Source organism: Psychrobacter sp. TB67 (assembly GCF_000511065.1).
In the GTDB taxonomy this organism is placed as follows: Bacteria; Pseudomonadota; Gammaproteobacteria; order Pseudomonadales; family Moraxellaceae; genus Psychrobacter; species Psychrobacter okhotskensis.
Genome location: NZ_AYYA01000054.1, coordinates 1 through 20,969, shown reverse-complemented (window position 1 = coordinate 20,969; position 20,969 = coordinate 1). Strand labels below are relative to the sequence as shown.

Below are 20,969 nucleotides of genomic sequence, written 5' to 3'. Positions count from 1 at the left end.
AAAGCAGTAAGTTCTAAAAAATATATCCACCTCTACATAGCAACCTCCAATAACCACAACAATAATATGGTTATTGGAGGTTTTTTGCTTTAATAGTGCTATAGTAAAGCGTCTACTATTGAATATGCCATCAAGGATGATGCCATGCCCCATCTTGATTTTACCCAGCCACCGTTTGATGTTTTTCGTTTACCTGAACGGCAAAGCATCAGAAAGCACACCCAAATTCGCTATCTTGCCAAAAATGAAAGCTTGGCTACTGAAGACATGCAGTATCTTTATGTGGTCATCAAAGGGCAAATTGAGCAACTGCTTGATGGTGAGTTTGTCGCTTCCTACTTGGGTAGCAATCACTCTGACCACTTGAATAGCAACGACTGGTTCGATAGTCGGCGTCTGCCCAAATCGCTAACAGAGAAAACATCGGTAGCAGACTCAGACATAAATACTACCAACCCCTCACCCTACCAGTTCCGTGCGGCTGAAGACACTCTACTGCTACAAGTTGATGGTACGGCCGTGGACAAAATCAGTGCGCAAAACCATTTGGTACGCCAGTTATTGTCAGACAAATTGCCTGAACGGTTAAAAGCCTTACAACAGCGTCGTAGTAGTCAAGGCTTAGATATTGATAGCTATAATGATCAGCAAGAAGTACAGCAAATCATGCTGCAGCCAGTGATTGATGTCAATCTATTGCCGGTACACATTGTCGATGCCAATAATAGCTTATACGAAGCCGCTCATACTATGACCAAAGCGGGGCTAAAACATGTACTGATAAGACCCTTAAATCATTTAGAAAATATAAAAGAAACATCACATGGCACCGGTCATCTGCTCGGCATCTTGACCGATAGCGATATTTGCCGTGCCGTGAGCGAACAGCAAGACCCTGCCACTACCCTTTGCCAGCGTTATGCCAACTTCAATCTGCGTACCATTAGGGCTGATGACGAGATTGGCGATGCGCTATTGACCATGACCCGCTACCGTATTCATAGGCTCCCTGTGATTGACAGCAATGGAGACGTCGCAGGCGTACTGGGACAAAGCGATATGCTCGCCCATATTGGGCATCATTCGCAGCTCATTAGTATTCAAATCGGGCAAGCAAAAGACTTGCCGAGCCTAGATACGGCAGTCGAGCTCATCGGTCGCTATATACGCGCGCAACATCAAAACGGTGTCAAAATTGGCAATATTAGCCGCATGGTACAGACGCTCAACGCTCAAGTTTTCACCAAACTCTGGTGTCTTATCGTTCCTGAAGACATTGTGGAAAATACTTGCTTAATCGTCATGGGCTCAGAGGGTCGCGGCGAGCAAATCATGCGTACTGACCAAGATAATGCCTTAATTATCCGTGATGGCTTTACCCATCCTGACTTGGCGCAGTTCGCTGATACCTTTAACAATCACTTGACAAACCTTGGTTATCCGTTATGTGATGGCAATATCATGATGACCAATCCGATGTGGCGCCAGCCGTTAAAACAGTTCAAAGCAAACCTCAGTTTGTGGTTTAAAAACAGCGATCCGATGCACAGTATTTATTTGTCCGCCATACTGGACGGCGAATATGTCTGCGGCGATGAGTCGCTACTCACTGAAATACGCGACCATCTAAAAACAGCGCATAGGCAATCTGATCCAATGTTCGTCCGTCAGTTCGCCCGTGCCGCCTTACAGTTTGGTGATGTCAATCAGTGGTGGCAAAAGTTCGTGCCCCTGCTAGGCGGTAAGCCCAGCGCACAAGATATTGACTTAAAAAAAGCCGGTATCTTTCCGCTGGTTCATGGTATTCGCACTTTGGCATTAGAGAATGATGTCTTACACGTGCCTAGCACTAAAGGTCGTCTAAAGGCCTTGGTAAGCAGTCATGCCTTAACCCAAGAACGTGCCGACACTTTATTAGAGGCGTTAGAGTTTTTTATGGCGCAGCGTTTATCGGTGGCGCTCTCTACCGATGACAAACATGCACGGCAAGTCAATCCGACGACGTTATCAGCGCTCGAGCGCGATCTATTAAAAGAGTGTCTGGCTGTGGTCAAAAGCTTTAAGGCGCAGCTCAGACAGCACTATCAACTAGAAATTTCTTGAATGGACGATCGACGAATATGGGTTGGTTTCGACAGTTATCATGCGCGTGGCAAAAGAAGCAGCTACAGCGTCCAGAGCTAGCAACGATGTTTGCTCCATCAGCACCTGAGCAGTGGGTAGCGATTGATTGTGAGATGACTGGACTCAATCCAAAAAAGCACCACTTACTGTCTATAGCTGCGATTCATATCAATGGCAATACTATCGATACTGGTAATGGCATGCATCTGGTTTGCAGACCGCCAGTGATGCCTGACCGCGATACTATCGTGATTCATGGTCTGCGTACCGCTGATGTCGAGCATGGCATGAGCTATGATGAGATGTTGGCATTACTGCTACCCTTTATTAATAATCGACCGATAGTGGGGTTCTGCCCACAAATAGATACGGGGTTTTTGAATCCCTTGGTGAAACGCTATATGGGCACGACATTACCGAACGAAGTCATTGATGTGCGGCATTTATACAGTCGGCGTATGGGCGATCGCACGCAGGGTATCCCCACTCAGTCACAACAGCTGGGCAATATCTTAGCGCATTATCAGATTCCCAAATTGGGAAGCCACGATGCGTATAACGATGCTATCATGACAGCAATGGCATTTTTACATGTACGTTAGAGCGTGTTGATGTTGAGAGGGGCTCGCTACAGCTACGCGAAAACAGCAACTCATGTTACCATAGTCTGATTTTTTACCTGATGACAGACTGCTCATGCTACTCACTTCTAAACCCTCTAATGACCCTGCTATTACCACCAAACATCAATCGCTTGCGAAATATCTGAGACTGTTTATGCCGTCTGGCAAAAGCTTCTCCACGCTGGCCTTGTTGGCAGCTATTATGGCATCGCCGCTCTATGCACAAGCGGCTCTACCAGCAGCCATTCAAGCCGCGCTAGCGCGAGCCGATTTAACCGCAGCGGATATCAGTATGGTCATCACCCCAGTGGGTGATAAAAATGCCAGTCGCTTACCCGTGCCCATTCAGGTTATCAATAGCAGCAAAATCACTAATAGTGACAAGCATAGTGATGATCATATTAACAAGCAAAACACAACCGTCTATCAGAGTCCATTGCTAACGATCGAGAAACAGACAATCCAAAAGCATGAGCAACAGCTACACGCTTATACCGATGATCCTTATACTTATCAAAGTTTAGAGAGTGCGCCATCGATACTGCCGGATGATACCTCAACATCTGTCAATAATGGTAGTAGCAATAATGGCAGTAGCAATGAAGGTAGCGACGTTGCGATAAACGCTGCGCCTACAAATACTGGGTCTACAAAAAACACCTCTATCAAGATTTCATTTTCACCGTTGATCAATCATCAAGCCGACATTCCTCGCACACCTGCCAGCACAATGAAGCTCGTTCCCAGTTTTATTGCCTTGGACACACTTGGTGCTGATTTTGTCTGGCATACACGCGTGTATCATAGCGGCATTATCATCGGCGACCGTTTGCATGGGGACTTAATCATTCAAGGAAGTGGCGACCCAAAGATGACCCATGAGCGCTTACAGCAGCTACTCTATCGCGTACAAGCAGCGGGTATTCGCCATATCGACGGTGATATTATTATTGATAGTGCGGTCTTTAATCATGTGAGTAAGGATCCGGCAGCCTTTGATAATGCGCCCCTACGTCCTTATAATGCCAGCCCTGATGGGTTTTTGGTGAATTTTAGTACGATAGGTATCAAGAGCTACCCGTTAGATAATGGGCAAGCAAGCCTCGACTACACACCAAAATTGGCCGATTATCAGCTGCCAACTACGATCAACACGCGCACAGCCTCCTGTGGCCAAGCCCGTTATAGCCTAGCACCGCAGTGGCAATCAGAACAGCTGGCGTTAAATAATAACCTACCAGACAGCTGCGGCGAGCATGTTTTTTATGTCGCCTATCCTGACGCCAAAGACTTTGCGGCACGGGTCATCGCGGCCAAATGGCAAGCACTGGGAAACACCCTAAGTGGCAAGGTCATCTCACAAGAAACGCCTTATCAGACCGCAAAAAATAGCAAGTCGACGCAGGGTCTGGCAGCGTTATCGATGTCACCTTTGCCGCTGGTCAGTTATCCGTCTTTAACTTTAACCCAGCAGATTTATGATATTAATCATTTTTCTAACAATGTCATGACCGAGCAAGTTGCACTATCGATTGGCGCTTATAATCAATCTGCTATGGTTAACAGTACAACCAAAGCAAGTAGCGTTGAAGCCGTAGATAATAAAACCATGAGCAAGCAGACAAGCAGCTTATATCAGTTTGGCAAACCTGCTGCTACAGACTATCCTGCAGCATTACAAACGATAAATCAGTGGTGGGAGAGTCATCTGAACACCCCGCCACCCTATCTGACCAATGGCTCAGGACTCTGCCGCGACTGTACCATCACGGCCGCTAATTTAAGCGAGTTGTTAACCTATGCTTATAGCCATCCTAGTTTCGATGCTTATGTCAATTCGTTAGGCGTCGCTGGGGTCAGTGGCACCATTGCCGCTCATGGCGAGCGCTTGCCTGAGTCAGACGCTATCGGTCGCGCGTGGATAAAAACTGGCACTTTAAATAACGTCACATCGATGGCAGGATATGTCAAAGGCTTGTCTGGGCAGGATTATGTCGTCGTTGGCCTTATCAATACCGAACAGGCGTTAAATGCTACTACCGCCAGACCGGTATTGGATGCAATGCTCGACTGGACCGCTCAGCAATGATTGGTCTTTATCAAGTAATATAAATAAATAGCTCTAACAAATAGCGCTCAACCTTCTCTATTGATTTATCGCACATTTTTATTGCCTTATTTTGCACTGTTATCGATAGTCAGTGTTTTACCTTTATAAAGGTCAGCTTATGTCCCGTAAGACCACGCCACTCAGCAAGTCTACTACTCAATCTGCACACACTGGGTCGCCACAAAGCAGCAAATTAACGTCGCCTAAACTGACACAATATGTTGGTTTTTTTACGGTAGGTTATATTCTTACCAGTGCGATATTTATGATGATTCAGACCAAACTTGCCCTAAACTCGCAATTGGTCACCGTACTCTCTATCATTATTGGCGCTTATATTGCGGTCAGTAAATTTATTAAACATCAACAGCGCGCCCTGAATAAAAGTGAAATCAATCGCTTGACGTTAAGCGGGGTCGCGGTGGTCTGGTTATTGACTGCTATTTATTTCTTAGGCATCTGGTTCTTTTTATTCGACGCGGTGAACCGTGAAGTCTTGGTCGAGATGGCTATGCAGCAACCTCTACCGCTAGTTTCTGCTTTAGTCATGATACTGGTACTGACTTTTATCAGTGCGCGTATCAGTATTTGGGCGCTGAATCGTCTGCTTGATCCCAAACGCAAAACCCTTTGAATTTGAACACGCCTGACTCTCTACAACGTACTACAAAGTTTTTTCACTATTAGGGTGTGAATTCCGTTACGCTAGTTTTAGCTAGCGTAACCTTCAGATTGAAGACACGCCCTAGCCTTTAACATTGAACTACTTTGTATTATTGATAGGAGTTGACACTATGGACATGCTATTTTTTGACAACATAGACAAGCTTGGACGCATCGTTTTGACCACTGTGATGGTGTACATCCTAATCGTGCTGACCACCAAAATCTCTGGTAAGCGCTCCACTTCTCAGCTCAATAACTTTGATTGGGTCGTCACCGTGATGATTGGCTCATTGGGTGCCAGTACCATATTGCTCAAAGAAATCCCCCTTATCGAAGGCATGGCTTCTATTTTGGTTCTATACCTATTACAGTTTTTGGTCACCAAATATGCCTCTATTTCACCGCAATTTAGCAGTTTTATTTTGTCAGAGCCGCGCATCGTTTTTTATCAAGGGCAGTTTTTGCCAGATGCTATGAATGCTGAGCGCCTGACGCGTCAAGAAATCGAGTGTGCTATGCGTTCTGAAGGCATTAATAATTTCGATGATGTAGAGGCCATCGTTTTTGAATCTGACGCTAAGCTGACGATTATTCCTAGACCAAGCGATAGTGATAATAGCCAACATACAGAAGACAAAGTCTCGCAAACCATCGCGCCACTTATGTGATGTCGTTAGCCGTAAATGTCGTGCAGTAGTAAATGTCGTGAATAGTAATAGCAACTTGTTAAAGATACAGACATAAAAAAGGATAGCCAATTTGATCGGCCATCCTTTGTTGTTAAATTTATACTCAACGAGACTATTTCTGAAATTACAGCTTTCTGAAATTACAGCTTTCTGAATTATAGTCTTGCTAAATGGTTTAGCTGATCGATAGCCTAACCTTTACTTGATGCGTTTCCATGTCTGCGAACGACCAAAGAGTGGCGAGCCAACATAGCCTCGCAGGTCTAGACTTTGACCGTTGTCACTTAACGTAAGTTTGCCAGAATACGTTTTGCCAGATTCAGGATCTACTAACTTGCCATCGCTCCATTTATTATTACCATCGGCTTTTAGGCCTGATAAAATTTGCAAACCTTCAACAGGTTGATTTTTAAGGCTGCCAGGGCACTTAGTACAAACGGCTTTAGCATTTTCTTTGTTGAGTACTTTGATTATTTTTCCTGACACCTTGCCATTGCTCTCACTCAGCTGAATGATGGCCTTTTTTTCACCCGTTTTGTCATCAATGGTTTGCCATTGCGAGCCATTTAAAGAGGCAGCAAAAACAGAGGTAGATAGCAGAGCACCAGCGGTAAAGGTAAGTAAACTCGATATAGTACGATTCATAAACGACTCCTTTCGTTAAAAAAATTTTCAATTGAACTTATGATGCATTAAAAAAATAGCATAAAGACATTATACAATAACTCCTTACTTCTCAAGATAACAATGAAGTAAAGAACAACTGTTTGTCGAATGCTAGTAAAGCATAAAAAAAGCTTTGTAAAAGGGTTGTTTGTTACGGCAACTTAACCTTAAAAATTTTTTGTTACATTTTCTCAATTATTGACATGGTATGTATTATGAAAGTAAGAATTTTGACGGTTGGTAACAAGATGCCGAGCTGGGTGCAGACGGGTTTTGATGAATATTTTAAACGTATCCAGCCAATGCTCAGCACAGAAATTGTTGAGCTTGCCGCCGCCAAACGTGCCAAAAACCCTTCGAATGCCAATCTCGCCCAGTACCGCGAGCAAGAAGGTCAGGCGATATTAGCCGCTCATAATGCAGCGGGACGTGAGCAGTTATGGGTATTGGATGTCAAAGGAAAGATGCTCTCGACAGAAGGATTGGCCGATAAATTGGCCGGTGCCATGCAGCAAGGCGATGATATCGCCCTAGTCATAGGTGGCGCTGATGGCGTATCGCCGGACGTATTGGCAAAAGCTGATGTGAAATGGTCGTTATCCGCGCTGACCTTGCCGCACCCATTAGTACGGGTGGTGTTGATGGAGCAACTATATCGGGCGATGAGCATCAATCACAACCACCCTTATCATCGTGGCAACTAAAAACCTTAACAATTGAAAACTTAAGCAATTGAAAGCTTTAATATCAAAAATCTTAGCTACTGAAAATTATAGCCATTAAAAATAGCATGAATGCTATATTAATGGATAACGGTTTGCTTAAAAAAGATACCTCATCAAAGCGATTGAAAAATGGGCGCGCGCCCTAATAAACGGAACATGAAATACCCAAAACGAGCGACATCGAACGCCCCTTATGCGCATCAGCAACGTGAGTCACATCACCAAGAGCTGCATAAGCCTATTACCACCACAGCAGCTTTGGCAGAGGTCCAGGCTGGGCAGTTAACTGCGCCCAATTTAGCCAAGCTACCAGCAGTATTTATCTCGCATGGTGCCCCAACGCTGGCGATTGAACAATCGGCCACAACCAGCGCCTTGGCTCGTATCGGGCAAAACTTACCTAAGCCACGTGCCGTCGTCATTATGTCGGCGCATTGGCAGTCGGCAAAGTTGGAAATCAGTAGTAACCCAAGACCAAAGACATGGCATGACTTTTCGGGCTTTGCGCCTGAGCTATACGAGCTACAATACCCTGCTGCTGGTCACCCAGCGCTCGCTGAATCGTTAGCGCAGCAGTTAACGGCACGTGGTATCGCCTGTAGCGTCAATCCGATGCGCGTCTGCGATCATGGCGTTTGGGCACCGCTTATACACCTCTATCCGCTGGCCGATGTGCCTGTCGTCCAGATATCATTGCCACGGCACTATGACAGTGTTGCCTGTTATCAGCTAGGCGCGCAACTGGCGCAGCTGCGTCGTGAGCAAATCCTCGTCATTGGTTCAGGCAATATCACTCATAATCTGCAAGCCCTACGCTGGCAAGCTGATAGCATAGATGAGACGGCACAAGACTTTAAGCTATGGTTACTCCAGCAGCTCAAAACAGACATCCCAGCAGCATTAGACTGGCAGCAATATCCTAATTATCGAAGCATACATCCGAGCGATGAGCATCTATTACCACTATTTTTTGCCCTAGGAGCTGGTCAACGCGTCTCGGTGGTGCATCAAAGTATGGCGCACCACAGCTTAGGAATGGATATCTTTCGCTTTGATTAAGCAACTTTCAAGCCATAGCGATAGCAAAAATACAATTACTTTTCAAAAGCAGCTTTGGTAAACAACCCAGCGCGCTCCATTTCGCCAGCAATACTAAATAGCGTCGTCTCATCATTCATACGCCCAATCAACTGCACCCCAATCGGCAAACCCTTTTTGCTCATACCTACTGGCAACGACATGGCAGGCAGTCCAGTGACGTTGCCCAGCAAAGTAAAGGCCATTTTGCCCAGTACAGGCTGACTAAGTTTTTCAATCATCCCTGAGCTAAAGGCATATTTACCCATATCGATGCCTTTGTTGAGTAAGCCTGCGCTGCGCATGAGCATCTCATCCATACGACTTGGTGGTAGCACGCCATGCTTAACCGCAGGCGTCGGTACGGTCGGACACAGAATCATATCGTAGATGTCGAGTAATAGACCCGTTTGATATTGACTGTCATGCCAGCCCTGCTTAGCATGCGCCAAGTCAACGGCAGAGAGCGAGCGTCCCAACATCGCCATGTTATAGGTTTGCGGCTCTAGATTCTTTATATGTTCCGAGCCAAATGTGCGTTCAATATTATCAATGGTAAAGGCGGTATGGGTGCAAACCACCACTAAAAAATCATGCCAAAATTGCTCGATATTAATATTTGGCTCGGCAGGTACCACTCGATGTCCCATAGCTTCTAATTGCTTTGCCGTCTGCTCCAGAACGTTCAAAACTTCTTTGTCTACTACGGTATTGGCGACTAGTGGCTGCTGGTGCAAAGCTATCGTTAATTGCCGAGGGGCGCGCATCGCTGCTTGTAAAAATGTCCCATCAGGTGGCGCAATCACATAAGGCGCGCCAATCTCAGCGCCACTGGTAGCGTCGAGCATAGCGGCACTGTCACGTACGCTACGAGTAATCACATGATCGGCAACTGCCCCTTCCCAACCTTCCCCGAATGAGGGGCCTATGGGGTTACGTCCACGACTGGGTTTGAATCCAAACGCTCCGCACCATGCTGCCGGAAAACGTATTGAGCCGCCACCATCGCCAGCACCTGCCATCGGTACGATACCGCTCGCCACCGCCGCCGCGCTACCACCCGATGAGCCACCAGAGCTATAGCCCTTTTTGAATGGATTGTGGGTGGCACCGTGCGCTTTGGGTTCAGTGGTGATGATTAAACCAAACTCTGGCGTATTGGTCTTACCAAAGGTATTGACACCCGTCGCTTTCATACGTTTAACGATTTCGCTATCGTTTTCTGGCACGACATTTACACTACGACTGCCCATCGTGATGGGTTCGTCAGCAAAATAAAATGATAGGTCTTTGAGTAAGTACGGCACACCATTAAATGCACCTGCTGGCAATTCTGCTTGCGCGGCATCATAAGCACGCTCATCAAAACGATGAATAATCGCGTTTAACTTAGGATTGAGTGTATTGGCTTGATGAGTCGCAGCGTCTAATAGCTCTTTGGCACTGACCTCACCTAAATTGACAAGCTTGGCTAAACCTAGGGCATCGTATTGGGTGTATTCTTTAAACATAGTAGCGTCCTTGCTGGATGGATTACTTGATTGTATCGCGTAAACAATACAGGTAGCCAGTGCAAACCTACTACTTCTTGGTAATTAAAGAATTCCATAAAGTTTTCATCTAAACATATGCTTCAAGTTTATTATCTGGCTTAACTACCGAATATATTGATACCTATATTATAAAATGCCGTAATCAAAATAATAATAGTAAAAATAAAATTCAAAATAAGCACTAACCAATACCCTAGGGTAGCCTTCGCAAGGGATTCTATTTGCATTATTTTGGCCATGCCTATAGCAATGACTATAAATAAAGCCGTAGATAAGTAGATGACTTCTAACCAACTCGCTCTGCCATCGATAATATCTATGATCACTCTTATGGTGAAGATAGTTATTAATAGAAATATCAACAATTTTTCAAAAAATACTTGATTGTGAGTCGATATTGTATGAGAGTCATTATAACCGCTGAAACTATCTCCTATAAGCAATACTGTTCCAACGACACCATACCAACTCAAAATAATGCCAATCGCCAAAGAGCCTATAGAGTACATCAGCTCAAAACCCTCTGGATCAAACAGTGAGACAGCTCCTAGCAACATCATTGGCAAGCCAACCAAAATAGCCAACCCTCTAAAAATTATATCTCTCATGATTTCTCATTTAGGTATCAGGCATAAACTCATTGTGACTTTAACTTAAAATAGATATGTAAATTAGCATAAAATATACAGTAAGAAGTCACATCATTAATCTTATAATCAATAATGTAAATATTTAGATAACCAAAGGTGACTACCAAAAAACTAGTCATCAGCAGACCAAGAAATAACACGGCTTCGGTACTTTTTGTTTTTTCACTTATTTGCTCATTCTTGCTTTTAAAATAAAACCAGCAACCATAGAAGAATACAACTAACAGTATTAATAAAAGAACCTTTATCTTTTCTAATGAAAGTGCAAAGTAGTCAATGATACTCCACAGTAGAGTTAATATACTAAAAACTGGAAAGACAAGAAGAGCGAACATTAAAAAAACAGCTAATATGACAGTAAAACTAAGGATGATAAGTCGGTAACCAGTAAATTCAATTTTCTTATTAGCAATACTATCAAGATGTATTTTATTTTCCATTGTTCTACTCCGATACATATGTACTCATAAATGACATATTCAGTTATTTATAATAGTATTTATAATAAGATTCAAAAAACGTAAGACCTAAACCCATAATAAAAATACTAATATAAAAAGCATCTGAAAATGGTACGCTCAACATATCAATTAATATGATCGCAGCTAATAAAAATAAAATAACACTATAAACACCCGAAGCAATATCTTCTAAAAAATATAAATATTTAGCCATTAATTTTTCATCATACCTTTTAGAGAAATAGATACCGAAAATTACGCTAGCGATAAGCGTAGGAATTAAGCCTAATATAACGACACCGAATAGAGTGTTTATCGGAGTCAGACTAACGATATATTTGTGTCCTAAACCATAAAGCCAATAGGGCAAAAACCCTATGTTAAACACTAATACGACTAGTAAAATTATACTAAAAACACCAAGTCTATACTTTTCATAGAATCTCGTTATATTCTTAATACCTTTTATACTTCGCATATGCACTATCAGCGTCCTCCATGACGACACACTCAATTTGGCTATAAAAAACTAATGTTCACTATTTTATACAGGAGTAACCTTTAAGTTTCAATGAAATATTTTAACGTTCACTATGTGATTTTCAATGTCAGACCTGATAATTAAAAAAGACGAACCACTCTCGTGACTCGTCTTTTTTATTGTTTAATATAATCTAAATGCTACATCAATAACTCACGCTTACCACTTTTACCCATCGAACTGACCAAGCCAGCCTCTTCCATTGAGTCAACGATACGAGCAGCACGGTTATAACCGATGCTAAACTTGCGCTGAATACTAGAGGCAGAGACTTTTCGCGTCTCCATAATAAACGCCACAGCATCGTTATAAAGGTCATCGTCCTCACCAGAGGCATTCGCCGTACTACCACCGCCACTAGGACTAGACAGTTCAAAGTTGCCTGCCATATTATCAATATAATCCGGCGCACCGCGTTCACGCCACGCATCACAAACACGGTTGACCTCTTCATCGCTGACATACGCACCATGCACACGGTCCGGCTCAATTTGACCAGGTCCTAAAAATAGCATATCGCCGTTACCAAGCATGTCTTCGGCACCGCCACTGTCTAGAATCGTTCGCGAATCCACTTTTGAGTTCACTCGTAACGCTGCACGAACGGGGATATTGGCTTTAATCAAACCAGTAATGACATCGACCGATGGACGCTGGGTGGCAAGCATCAAATGAATCCCTGCCGCGCGTGATTTTTGCGCCAAGCGCGTGATCAGTTCTTCAGCTTGTTTACCGACTTGCATAATCATATCGGCAAACTCATCCGCGACAATGACAATCATCGGTAAGGTTTTTAGCTTCGGCGCTTGACTGATACTCACGCTGTCATTAGGTCGCCACAAAGGATCAAGCATCGGATTGCCCGATTTCTCAGCAGCAATGACCTTTTTATTAAACTCATTAAGCTTACGCACTTTTAATAAGCTCATCAGCTGATAACGGCGCTCCATCTCTGCCACACACCATGACAAGGCACTGGCCGCTTCGGTCATATCGGTGACGACTGGCGTTAGCAGATGCGGAATATCGTTGTAGTTGGCAAGCTCAAGTTGCTTTGGATCAATCAAGATAAGACGCAGCTCATTTGGCGTATATTTGAGTAGCATCGACAGTAGCATTGAGTTGACCAATACCGATTTACCAGAGCCTGTAGTACCAGCAACCAACATATGCGGCGCGCGTGCAAGGTCAGTAATAATAGCATTACCACCGATATCCTTACCCATCGCCATGCTGATTTGAGCTTTAGGATCTTGGAATTTCTCCGTATTCAATAGCTCAATCAAACGCACCATTTCGCGCTGTTTGTTTGGCACTTCTATACCGATATAGGGCTTGCCCGGTATGACTTCGACCACACGCAAAGATGCCATTGATAGCGAACGCGCCAAATCGCGTGAAATACCGGTGACCTTACTGGCCTTTACGCCAGCGGCAAGCTCCACTTCAAAGCGCGTGACAACGGGACCCGGAATAGCATTGACCACAGCAGCCTTGACGTTGAACTCTTGCAATTTGATCTCTAATAACTCAGACAATTGCTCAAGCTCAGCAATAGTATAACTGGGCTTACGATCAGGATCTGGTTTATCTAAAATAGAGATCTCAGGGATAGGCGTCAGACTACTGCGATAGGCAGCCGTTTGCATCGAACGAGATTTTTGGCTAAAGGCGGCATCATCACTAATATGAGGCATCACAGGCAGGTCAGTGTCGTCAGCTCGACTGTCATCTTCTGGCATCATATCAGCAATATGGTTACCGCTATCACCCTCTGGCACGGCAAAGCTTACCGTTGGTTTAGACGCAACTATCGGTTCAATAGCTGGCGCTGTGACGGTAGTTTCTACTGTAGGCGGCAGTTTAGGATTAGCCGGTGGCGTATTGGTCGGGGTCATATCAGCGACTGGTGCGACGATACTTACATCATCCTCTTCTGGAGCAGGACTTTGTATTGACAATGGGCTTTTCCATTGCTCTTCATTTGATAACTTGTCTGCTAACTTGTCTGATGACCCAGCAGAGGCGTCATAAGTATTCTCTACTGCTGGCTTTAGTGCTGGCTGTTCAGGTTTATTAGTATCTTCTTCTGTTTCTTGAGAAGGTGGTGAAACAGGCGCATGCTCTGCTAACCAAGACTCTGCCAATGTATCAACTGTTTCATGCGTTTCATGCGTTGTATGACTGTCATCTGACGTTGCAGCTTGAGGCTCATCCATAAGATGAGGCGCGATTTGCTTGCTTGCTGCCCCTACAACTGCCTGCTCGACGCTGTTTGGTTGGTAATTAACAGTAGAGCTTGCTGTTGGTGTCTCTAGCATTGCCGTTTCTGTTACCGCGTCTGTGGCTACTGAGGTCTCAGTTGGTGACTCAGTATGATTCATATAAGTAGGTGCAGCAGCGTCAGAATACTGATTACTGTCTTGAATACTTTGATCGTGAATAGCAAAGTCGCTGGCCAATAGGTCATCAACGGTATTGGCATCATTCCAAGCAAAGCTCGGCTCCACTTTACGGGTAGACGTCGTGACAGGGTTTGAGGTAGTAGATACCTTGTTCTCGCTAAAGGTGCTAGAGGCATTTACGCTGGTGCTGCTAGGCGTGACGGCGGCGCTTGATAAATGCTCGCTCTGACTATCATTCCTCGCGGATACTGGCGTCGCTGCTGCCATAGAAGCCTTGACGCTAGCACCTAACCCAGAAGTCGCTAAAAAATCAGTCAGTACATGACTGAAACGACCACTATTATCTGCTTGTTGCTTATGCGCAGTGTCCTCAGTAGCTTGCAGCTCAAGGGGCAGCTGCTCATACTCTGCTACCGCTTGCGCGGCTTCTTCGTCAGTTCGACTGTCATCATCACGCTGTTGATGACGTTCTTTAGTTGCCTGCACACTATCACGCTCGTTATCTTGCTTTCTTACACCAGAACCAAGCCATGATAGGGTCATGATTTTTTGATATATCGCCAGCCAATGAATATTAAAGGCAAAGGTCGCGGTGATAATCACGAACACCGTTAAAAAAATCACACTCCCCCACTGCGATAATAATTGAGCCAAACGCGCTTGCAGCTCAAGCCCGATAATACCACCCGCTACCCCTTTGAGGCTTGTGGCGACCGGATCGGCTACTTGCTGCACTAAAGCGACCAGTTGCGCGAATAAAGCACTCGCACTTAGGATTAAAAACACATAAGCAACCAAGCGCAGCAACCAAAACGTCGGCTTATTGTCCCACCAAATAAGAATAGATTCATAGACCACAAACGCCAGCAACCACCATGCGCCAAAGCCAAAAAAGCTATAAAGCAGGTCAGATAACCAAGCACCTGTCTCACCACCCATATTATTGATGGTCGTCATATCACTACTGATATGCGACCAGCTTGAATCATTACCGGTATAGGTCAGTAAAATAACAAACAGATAAACTGCCAGTATCAACCCAAGGAGGGTAAATATTCCTTTTTTCAAATACTCAATAAGCGGTGCTGATATCACGTAAGATCTGCCTTGTTATTAATACTAATTGGTCGCCAATGCATGACTAAGCCTAACCATGCTGACATAAAATTCTGATATAACGCACCAATATAAAGTGCTGATATGCATTTACCTAGTGCAGTGTTTATGATGAAGCGCATCAGGCTAAACCTTGTGTAAAAAGGAGTTTAGCCTCATTGATAAGATAAAACATGTGCTTTATCACTTGCCCTTATTTGTCATTTGCTATCGTTTGTCCATCGAATAATTGACGCGGACAAGCGTCATGACACTGGGCATAACCTCCTATAATAACAAATAGATAGGGACGGTGGCGACAGTGTTATAAAGAAAGCGTGCAAGAAAACCTCTTAATAGACAATTTGGGCAAAAATCTGCCACATTTAACCGATATGACTCACAGAAAACGCTTAAACTTCTTACCTAAACGCTTTAAAATACCCAGCCGTTCTTAGGCTGTGTTTGCGCATGTTAAGCATTCCTATAGATGCTTTAATTCTAATGATACCCATGTTTGTTTTAGCAAACTTGCACTTTTTGCCGTCTGCCCTTATGTTATTATCACACAGCAATTAAAAAAACTATACTAACGCATATTTTTGGTGATTATTTCTTATCATATTGATTATTAGCTCTTTTCATTCTTATATTTAGCAAGGAAAAAACATGGCAACTGACAACCCTACTCCACGCCACGAAAAACTCATTATTCTAGGCTCAGGTCCTGCTGGTTACTCTGCTGCTGTTTATGCAGCGCGTGCCAACCTAAAACCTGTTATGGTCACTGGTTTAGAAGTGGGCGGACAGCTCACCACCACCACCGAAGTCGACAACTGGCCGGGCGATGCGCATGACTTAACGGGTCCTGCATTGATGGATCGTATGAAAGCGCACGCCGAGCGCTTCGGTACAGAATTGGTCTATGACCATATCAATGATGTCGATTTAACAGAGCGTCCCTTTAAATTAACGGGCAATAACGGCAACTACACTTGTGATGCCTTGATTATCTCAACCGGTGCCTCAGCGCAATACTTGGGCTTGGCATCAGAAGAAAAATTCAAAGGTTTGGGTGTATCAGCTTGCGCAACTTGCGATGGTTTCTTTTATAAAGACCAAAAAGTAGCGGTTATTGGTGGTGGTAATACCGCCGTTGAAGAAGCCTTATACTTATCAAATATCGCAGCTGAAGTCACGCTGGTGCATCGCCGTGATGGTCTACGTTCTGAGAAAATATTACAAGACAAATTGTTTGAAAAAGCCAAAAACGGTAATATCAAAATCGAGTGGAACCATAGCGTCAAAGAAGTGGTAGGCGACGAGATGGGCGTCAATGGCGTGGTGTTAGAGTCTACTATCGATGGCAGCACCAAGCAACTAGATGTGTTTGGGGTATTCATTGCTATTGGACACAAGCCAAATACCGAGCTATTCAAAGGCCAAATGGATATGAAAGACGGCTATATTGTGGTCAACAGTGGCCTCAATGGTAATGCGACACAGACCAGTGTTGAAGGGGTTTTTGCCGCTGGTGATGTAGCAGATCATGTCTATCGTCAAGCGATTACTTCTGCGGGCACTGGCTGTATGGCAGCCCTCGATGCAGAAAAATATCTAGACTCGCTAGGCGAAACCGTGGCGACCGATCATACTTATGCATCAACGCTCACTGCTGATAAAGAAGTCTAAATGAGCCACTCTGCTAAAACTGCTAACCCAAGCGTCAGTGTCGATAATCATATCGATACTGACGCTCATATAAAGCCTGAGACTCTAAAAAGTCTTGGGCTTTATGATTTCCCCAATCCTATTTCCGTCGATCCTGAAGGGGTTGGGCTGGTCGCTGTGGGCGGAGATCTAGCATCTGAAACGCTGATTTCTGCTTATGCGCAGGGCTTATTTCCTTGGTTTAATGAAGACGAACCTATCGCTTGGTGGTGTCCTGAGCCGCGCTGTGTGATGCTGCCAACTGACTATCAACCGAGTAAATCCCTACGCAAACAAGCCCACCGCGAACGTTGGCAACTCACTCTCAACCAAGACTTTGATGCAGTGATTCACTCTTGTAGTATGCCGCGCAGCGACGGCTTGCCTGAGGGCGAGCACACGTGGATTCATGATGAGATGATTGCAGCTTATACCAAGCTACATGCGCAAGGCTTTGCGCATAGTATTGAAGTTTGGGACAATAACAGCCAACTAATCGGCGGCTTATATGGGCTAAAAATAGGCAACATCTATTTTGGTGAATCGATGTTTCACCGTGCTTCTAATGCGTCTAAATTGGCGTTTTGGGGCTTGATGCGCTTATGCGCGCAAAGCAATGTCGCGCTTGTGGACTGCCAACTACCCAATGAGCATTTGATGAGCTTGGGGGCAACGACCCTACCACGTGCTGAATTTCTTAACCAATTAGACACACTGATAGCCAGCCGTTCAGTCAAATGGCACAAAGACTCTCATAAACCTTTAGCCGTATCGTTACTAGATACCGCAGAGCCTTGGCAGCCACAGTTATAAGTGCAGACTCAAACTGGATTGTAGATAATAATCGAATCGAACATCTTACTTACGAGGTTATTATGGCTCCTGATACATCATTTTTGTTAATTGGAAAACTGGCCATCAAAGCCAATACAACCAAAGACACCGTACGTCATTATGATGAGCTAGGGCTACTCAAGTCTCGCAAACGTCAGGCCGGCTCACGCTTATATACTGAGTTTCATCCCGAATGCATTGAGCGTATTGAGTTGATTAAAAGCGCACAAGCCATTGGCTTTACCCTTACTGAAATCAGAGACAGTCTTAATGACTATTATGATGGGCAGCTAGATATCGATTTACAACTGACGCTCACACAGCAAAAACTGGCACAAGTCAAAAAACAACAAGCCAATATCAATGTCATGATAGAGCTGTTAAGCGAACGTATTGAAGTGCTTGAGCGAATGAAAGCAGATAGTGACTATGAGCTCGATATTGAAGTGTGCAAAAAAACAATACCCGAGTAATCTAGGGCATGTTCTCATTTATAATACTTATTAATCCAATAGTATGTGTGCTGCTAATGACTATTAAAGATACACACGCTGCATAATTAATGCGTCAATGGCTGGGTGATGAGGAATCTGGTAATAGCCTTTCCGCCGATGAATCACTGCCAATCCTTGCTGCTCATATAAATTAATAGCCGCTACATTATCTGCGCGCACCTCTAACAATAAGCTCTCTACCTGATTACTCATTAGCTCTGCATTTAATTTCGCAAAAAATTGCGAGGCGATACCTTGGCGTTGGTAGGCAGGATGCGTGCCGATGCGCAGGATTTCTGCTTGCTCAAAAACCACTTGATAGAGGCAGTAGCCAACGACTTTATCGCTTTGATAAACGACCAATAAATCAATACTATCCTGTGCAAGCAATTCTATTATTGTCTGATAACCCCAAGCATCTTGCGATTGGATAATAGTTTCAATATTGGCAACGGCTTGAATAATGCTTTGAGCTTCGGATGATTGTTTATTGAGTAAATCTAGGGTTAGCATTATTATTCCTGATTCTAGTTTTATTACACATATCTGCAAATTTGTGGAGCTTTTGTAGGGTGCGTTCCACGCAACAATAACTATAACCGCAAAACCAATTTATCTCAGTCGCGTAGGTCGCGTTAGTTTTTCAAAATCTTTCAAAGAGTAAAGATAAAACGTAACTCACCATCTGATTTTAATAAGCTCTACCATGACCTGTATACTTACGTTGTACTAAATCGAATCCATACCAAAAGTCGCGCATATGAGTGTCATTCGTATTAAACACTATTCTCAATTCGTTATCAATTTCCCAAGACCAAGCATATATTAGAGTTATTTTTTTATTCTCAATTTCCACATCAGAAAAAAGTATGACGAACATGAAGCTACTCTTCTTGTCGTATACTTTTGCTACAAAACTTGTCTTAGTAGATAGTCTCTCTTTACTAAACACCAAAATATAATCGAAATTATCGAGATTTCTAACTTCATCATATTCAAAGTCAATATCAAAACCGCTTAGCAGTGATACTTTCTCAGGAGTATTAAGTTTCATTTCTTTACCTTATTATCGATTTTGCTAAGAGGTATGACCTTAATTTCTATTGATGTCGTAAAATATTAATAATTAATGCACTTAGATTGATTTACCACAGCGTATCTACGACAGATAGCCAGCCCGTAGATAGCATTAGAATATAACAAATAATCGGTGCGCGGGGCGCACCCTACAGCCAACTTGCATTTATCACCACCCAAAAAAAAAGCCACCCTTTCTCAAGGATGGCTTTTCACGAACTGATCAACTGTCTCAGATGACTCTGATAGGTTAAATCTTAGTTCAATACGTTAGCAACAACACCAGCGCCTACAGTACGGCCGCCTTCACGAATAGCGAAGCGAAGACCTTTGTCCATAGCGATTGGGTGGATAAGCTCTACGCCCATCTCAACGTTATCACCAGGCATAACCATTTCAGTACCGTCTTGTAATTGGATTGCGCCAGTTACGTCAGTAGTACGGAAGTAGAACTGTGGACGATAGCCGTTTAGGAATGGTGTGTGACGACCACCCTCTTCTTTGCTCAACACATATACTTCAGCGTCAAACTTGGTGTGAGGAGTGATTGAACCTGGCTTAGCGAGTACTTGGCCACGTTGGACGTCTTCACGCTTAGTACCACGTAGTAGTACGCCACAGTTTTCGCCTGCACGACCTTCGTCAAGCAGTTTACGGAACATCTCTACACCCGTACAGGTGGTTTTTTGAGTGTCACGGATACCAACGATTTCAATTTCGTCACCAACTTTAACGATACCAGATTCAACACGACCGGTCACAACGGTACCACGACCTGAGATTGAGAAGACGTCTTCGATTGGCATTAGGAATGCTTTGTCGATGTCACGCTCTGGCTCTGGGATGTAGGTGTCTAGTACGTTTAGTAGTTCTACGACGGCTGGTTGGCCGTATTTTTCTTGTGAGCCTTTTAGGGCTTCAGTAGCAGAACCATGGATGATTGGGGTGTCATCACCTGGGAAGTCATAGTCGCTTAGTAATTCACGAACTTCCATTTCTACGAGTTCAAGCAGTTCTTCGTCGTCAACAACGTCGCACTTGTTCATGAATACGACGATGTATGGTACGCCAACCTGACGTGATAGCAGGATGTGCTCACGGGTTTGTGGCATTGGGCCATCGGTCGCTGATACGACTAGGATTGCACCGTCCATTTGGGCTGCACCGGTGATCATGTTTTTAACATAATCGGCGTGACCTGGGCAATCGACGTGGGCGTAGTGACGTGATGGGGTGTCATATTCTACGTGTGAGGTGTTGATGGTGATGCCACGTGCTTTTTCTTCTGGGGCTGAGTCAATAGACGCGTAGTCTTTGGCTTCGCCACCTGAGGTGATTGCTGCTACGGTTGCGATAGCGGCGGTTAGTGTGGTTTTACCGTGGTCAACGTGTCCGATGGTACCGACGTTGACGTGTGGCTTGCTGCGTTCAAACTTGGCCTTTGCCATGGGTATTTCCTCTTTTTTTGG

19 protein-coding genes are annotated in these 20,969 nt (G+C 44.2%); 10 read left to right on the top strand and 9 right to left on the bottom strand.

The genetic code is table 11. The annotated features are described in order from the left end of the window. Nucleotides 1-144: 144 nt before the first annotated feature. The 5 genes from W293_RS0109005 (at nt 145) to W293_RS0108985 (ending at nt 6,191) form a co-directional block, all read left to right on the top strand. On the top strand, nt 145-2,103 hold the full coding sequence (locus W293_RS0109005; RefSeq protein WP_025652123.1) for a DUF294 nucleotidyltransferase-like domain-containing protein: 1,959 nt from the start codon (nt 145-147) through the stop codon (nt 2,101-2,103). Between the two features lie 17 nt (nt 2,104-2,120). Continuing rightward, entirely contained in the window at nt 2,121-2,726 is a 606-nt protein-coding gene (locus W293_RS0109000) for a 3'-5' exonuclease (RefSeq protein WP_025652122.1), read from the top strand. Between the two features lie 94 nt (nt 2,727-2,820). Then, a complete protein-coding gene (locus W293_RS16345) occupies nt 2,821-4,836 on the top strand; it encodes a D-alanyl-D-alanine carboxypeptidase/D-alanyl-D-alanine-endopeptidase (RefSeq protein ID WP_084212303.1) in 2,016 nt (671 codons plus the stop codon). Nucleotides 4,837-4,975: 139 nt separating this feature from the next. Continuing rightward, nucleotides 4,976-5,491, top strand: a complete 516-nt coding sequence (locus W293_RS0108990) for an ABZJ_00895 family protein (protein WP_025652121.1) — start codon at nt 4,976-4,978, stop codon at nt 5,489-5,491. A 160-nt stretch (nt 5,492-5,651) separates the two neighbouring features. Then, a complete protein-coding gene (locus tag W293_RS0108985) occupies nt 5,652-6,191 on the top strand; it encodes a DUF421 domain-containing protein (protein ID WP_025652120.1) in 540 nt (179 codons plus the stop codon). A gap of 219 nt (nt 6,192-6,410) precedes the next feature. On the opposite strand, the gene W293_RS0108980 is transcribed toward W293_RS0108985, so the two are convergent. Then, nucleotides 6,411-6,857 carry a DUF2147 domain-containing protein gene (locus tag W293_RS0108980; RefSeq protein WP_025652119.1) on the bottom strand — a complete coding sequence of 149 codons (447 nt, stop codon included), beginning with the start codon at nt 6,855-6,857 and terminating at the stop codon, nt 6,411-6,413. A 236-nt stretch (nt 6,858-7,093) separates the two neighbouring features. Between W293_RS0108980 and rlmH the strand changes: the two genes are divergently transcribed. Both rlmH and W293_RS0108970 read left to right on the top strand, forming a co-directional pair. Continuing rightward, complete coding sequence (gene rlmH / locus W293_RS0108975) at nt 7,094-7,582, top strand: 23S rRNA (pseudouridine(1915)-N(3))-methyltransferase RlmH (RefSeq protein WP_025652118.1); 489 nt, start codon at nt 7,094-7,096, stop codon at nt 7,580-7,582. Nucleotides 7,583-7,759: 177 nt separating this feature from the next. Further along, the gene (locus tag W293_RS0108970) at nt 7,760-8,662 is read left to right on the top strand and encodes a DODA-type extradiol aromatic ring-opening family dioxygenase (protein ID WP_025652117.1); all 903 of its coding nucleotides are present in this window, start codon (nt 7,760-7,762) and stop codon (nt 8,660-8,662) included. A 35-nt stretch (nt 8,663-8,697) separates the two neighbouring features. Here W293_RS0108970 and W293_RS0108965 read toward each other — a convergent pair whose 3' ends face one another. The 5 genes from W293_RS0108965 to W293_RS0108945 all read right to left on the bottom strand — a co-directional run bounded on the left by W293_RS0108965 (nt 8,698) and on the right by W293_RS0108945 (nt 15,385). Beyond that, nucleotides 8,698-10,191, bottom strand: a complete 1,494-nt coding sequence (locus tag W293_RS0108965; protein ID WP_025652116.1) for an amidase — start codon at nt 10,189-10,191, stop codon at nt 8,698-8,700. 140 nt (nt 10,192-10,331) lie between these two features. Further along, complete coding sequence (locus W293_RS0108960; RefSeq protein WP_025652115.1) at nt 10,332-10,841, bottom strand: hypothetical protein; 510 nt, start codon at nt 10,839-10,841, stop codon at nt 10,332-10,334. Nucleotides 10,842-10,870: 29 nt separating this feature from the next. Continuing rightward, nucleotides 10,871-11,323, bottom strand: a complete 453-nt coding sequence (locus W293_RS0108955) for a hypothetical protein (protein ID WP_025652114.1) — start codon at nt 11,321-11,323, stop codon at nt 10,871-10,873. Nucleotides 11,324-11,366: 43 nt separating this feature from the next. After that, a complete protein-coding gene (locus tag W293_RS0108950; protein WP_025652113.1) occupies nt 11,367-11,822 on the bottom strand; it encodes a hypothetical protein in 456 nt (151 codons plus the stop codon). 203 nt (nt 11,823-12,025) lie between these two features. Further along, nucleotides 12,026-15,385: a DNA translocase FtsK gene (locus W293_RS0108945; RefSeq protein ID WP_025652112.1), complete on the bottom strand. Its 3,360-nt coding sequence runs from the start codon at nt 15,383-15,385 to the stop codon at nt 12,026-12,028. A gap of 669 nt (nt 15,386-16,054) precedes the next feature. Between W293_RS0108945 and trxB the strand changes: the two genes are divergently transcribed. From trxB to W293_RS0108925, 3 genes are all read left to right on the top strand, one after another. Next, nucleotides 16,055-17,077 (top strand): thioredoxin-disulfide reductase, encoded by a 1,023-nt coding sequence (trxB, locus tag W293_RS0108935; RefSeq protein ID WP_025652111.1) that lies wholly within the window; start codon nt 16,055-16,057, stop codon nt 17,075-17,077. Next, nucleotides 17,078-17,908 carry a leucyl/phenylalanyl-tRNA--protein transferase gene (gene aat / locus W293_RS0108930; RefSeq protein ID WP_025652109.1) on the top strand — a complete coding sequence of 277 codons (831 nt, stop codon included), beginning with the start codon at nt 17,078-17,080 and terminating at the stop codon, nt 17,906-17,908. A gap of 62 nt (nt 17,909-17,970) precedes the next feature. Continuing rightward, nucleotides 17,971-18,402, top strand: coding sequence for a MerR family transcriptional regulator (locus W293_RS0108925; RefSeq protein WP_025652108.1), 432 nt, complete (start codon nt 17,971-17,973; stop codon nt 18,400-18,402). Nucleotides 18,403-18,465: 63 nt separating this feature from the next. Here W293_RS0108925 and rimI read toward each other — a convergent pair whose 3' ends face one another. The 3 genes from rimI to tuf form a co-directional block, all read right to left on the bottom strand. After that, on the bottom strand, nt 18,466-18,936 hold the full coding sequence (rimI, locus tag W293_RS0108920; protein WP_025652107.1) for a ribosomal protein S18-alanine N-acetyltransferase: 471 nt from the start codon (nt 18,934-18,936) through the stop codon (nt 18,466-18,468). A 178-nt stretch (nt 18,937-19,114) separates the two neighbouring features. Next, nucleotides 19,115-19,477, bottom strand: coding sequence for a hypothetical protein (locus W293_RS0108915; protein ID WP_025652106.1), 363 nt, complete (start codon nt 19,475-19,477; stop codon nt 19,115-19,117). A gap of 280 nt (nt 19,478-19,757) precedes the next feature. Further along, entirely contained in the window at nt 19,758-20,948 is a 1,191-nt protein-coding gene (tuf, locus tag W293_RS0108910) for an elongation factor Tu (RefSeq protein WP_025652105.1), read from the bottom strand. Between the last annotated feature and the right edge of the window lie 21 nt (nt 20,949-20,969).

What these genes read in the sequence shown, in the direction of transcription:
- trxB (WP_025652111.1), top strand. Translation starts at nt 16,055, where the DNA reads ATGGCAACTGACAACCCTACTCCACGCCACGAAAAACTCATTATTCTA.
- rimI (WP_025652107.1), bottom strand. Translation starts at nt 18,936, where the DNA reads ATGCTAACCCTAGATTTACTCAATAAACAATCATCCGAAGCTCAAAGC.
- W293_RS0109005 (WP_025652123.1), top strand. Translation starts at nt 145, where the DNA reads ATGCCCCATCTTGATTTTACCCAGCCACCGTTTGATGTTTTTCGTTTA.
- tuf (WP_025652105.1), bottom strand. Translation starts at nt 20,948, where the DNA reads ATGGCAAAGGCCAAGTTTGAACGCAGCAAGCCACACGTCAACGTCGGT.
- W293_RS0108955 (WP_025652114.1), bottom strand. Translation starts at nt 11,323, where the DNA reads ATGGAAAATAAAATACATCTTGATAGTATTGCTAATAAGAAAATTGAA.
- W293_RS0108980 (WP_025652119.1), bottom strand. Translation starts at nt 6,857, where the DNA reads ATGAATCGTACTATATCGAGTTTACTTACCTTTACCGCTGGTGCTCTG.
- W293_RS0108990 (WP_025652121.1), top strand. Translation starts at nt 4,976, where the DNA reads ATGTCCCGTAAGACCACGCCACTCAGCAAGTCTACTACTCAATCTGCA.
- W293_RS0108970 (WP_025652117.1), top strand. Translation starts at nt 7,760, where the DNA reads ATGAAATACCCAAAACGAGCGACATCGAACGCCCCTTATGCGCATCAG.
- W293_RS0109000 (WP_025652122.1), top strand. Translation starts at nt 2,121, where the DNA reads ATGGGTTGGTTTCGACAGTTATCATGCGCGTGGCAAAAGAAGCAGCTA.
- W293_RS0108950 (WP_025652113.1), bottom strand. Translation starts at nt 11,822, where the DNA reads ATGCGAAGTATAAAAGGTATTAAGAATATAACGAGATTCTATGAAAAG.
- W293_RS0108985 (WP_025652120.1), top strand. Translation starts at nt 5,652, where the DNA reads ATGGACATGCTATTTTTTGACAACATAGACAAGCTTGGACGCATCGTT.
- rlmH (WP_025652118.1), top strand. Translation starts at nt 7,094, where the DNA reads ATGAAAGTAAGAATTTTGACGGTTGGTAACAAGATGCCGAGCTGGGTG.
- W293_RS0108925 (WP_025652108.1), top strand. Translation starts at nt 17,971, where the DNA reads ATGGCTCCTGATACATCATTTTTGTTAATTGGAAAACTGGCCATCAAA.
- aat (WP_025652109.1), top strand. Translation starts at nt 17,078, where the DNA reads ATGAGCCACTCTGCTAAAACTGCTAACCCAAGCGTCAGTGTCGATAAT.
- W293_RS0108960 (WP_025652115.1), bottom strand. Translation starts at nt 10,841, where the DNA reads ATGAGAGATATAATTTTTAGAGGGTTGGCTATTTTGGTTGGCTTGCCA.
- W293_RS0108915 (WP_025652106.1), bottom strand. Translation starts at nt 19,477, where the DNA reads ATGAAACTTAATACTCCTGAGAAAGTATCACTGCTAAGCGGTTTTGAT.
- W293_RS0108965 (WP_025652116.1), bottom strand. Translation starts at nt 10,191, where the DNA reads ATGTTTAAAGAATACACCCAATACGATGCCCTAGGTTTAGCCAAGCTT.
- W293_RS16345 (WP_084212303.1), top strand. Translation starts at nt 2,821, where the DNA reads ATGCTACTCACTTCTAAACCCTCTAATGACCCTGCTATTACCACCAAA.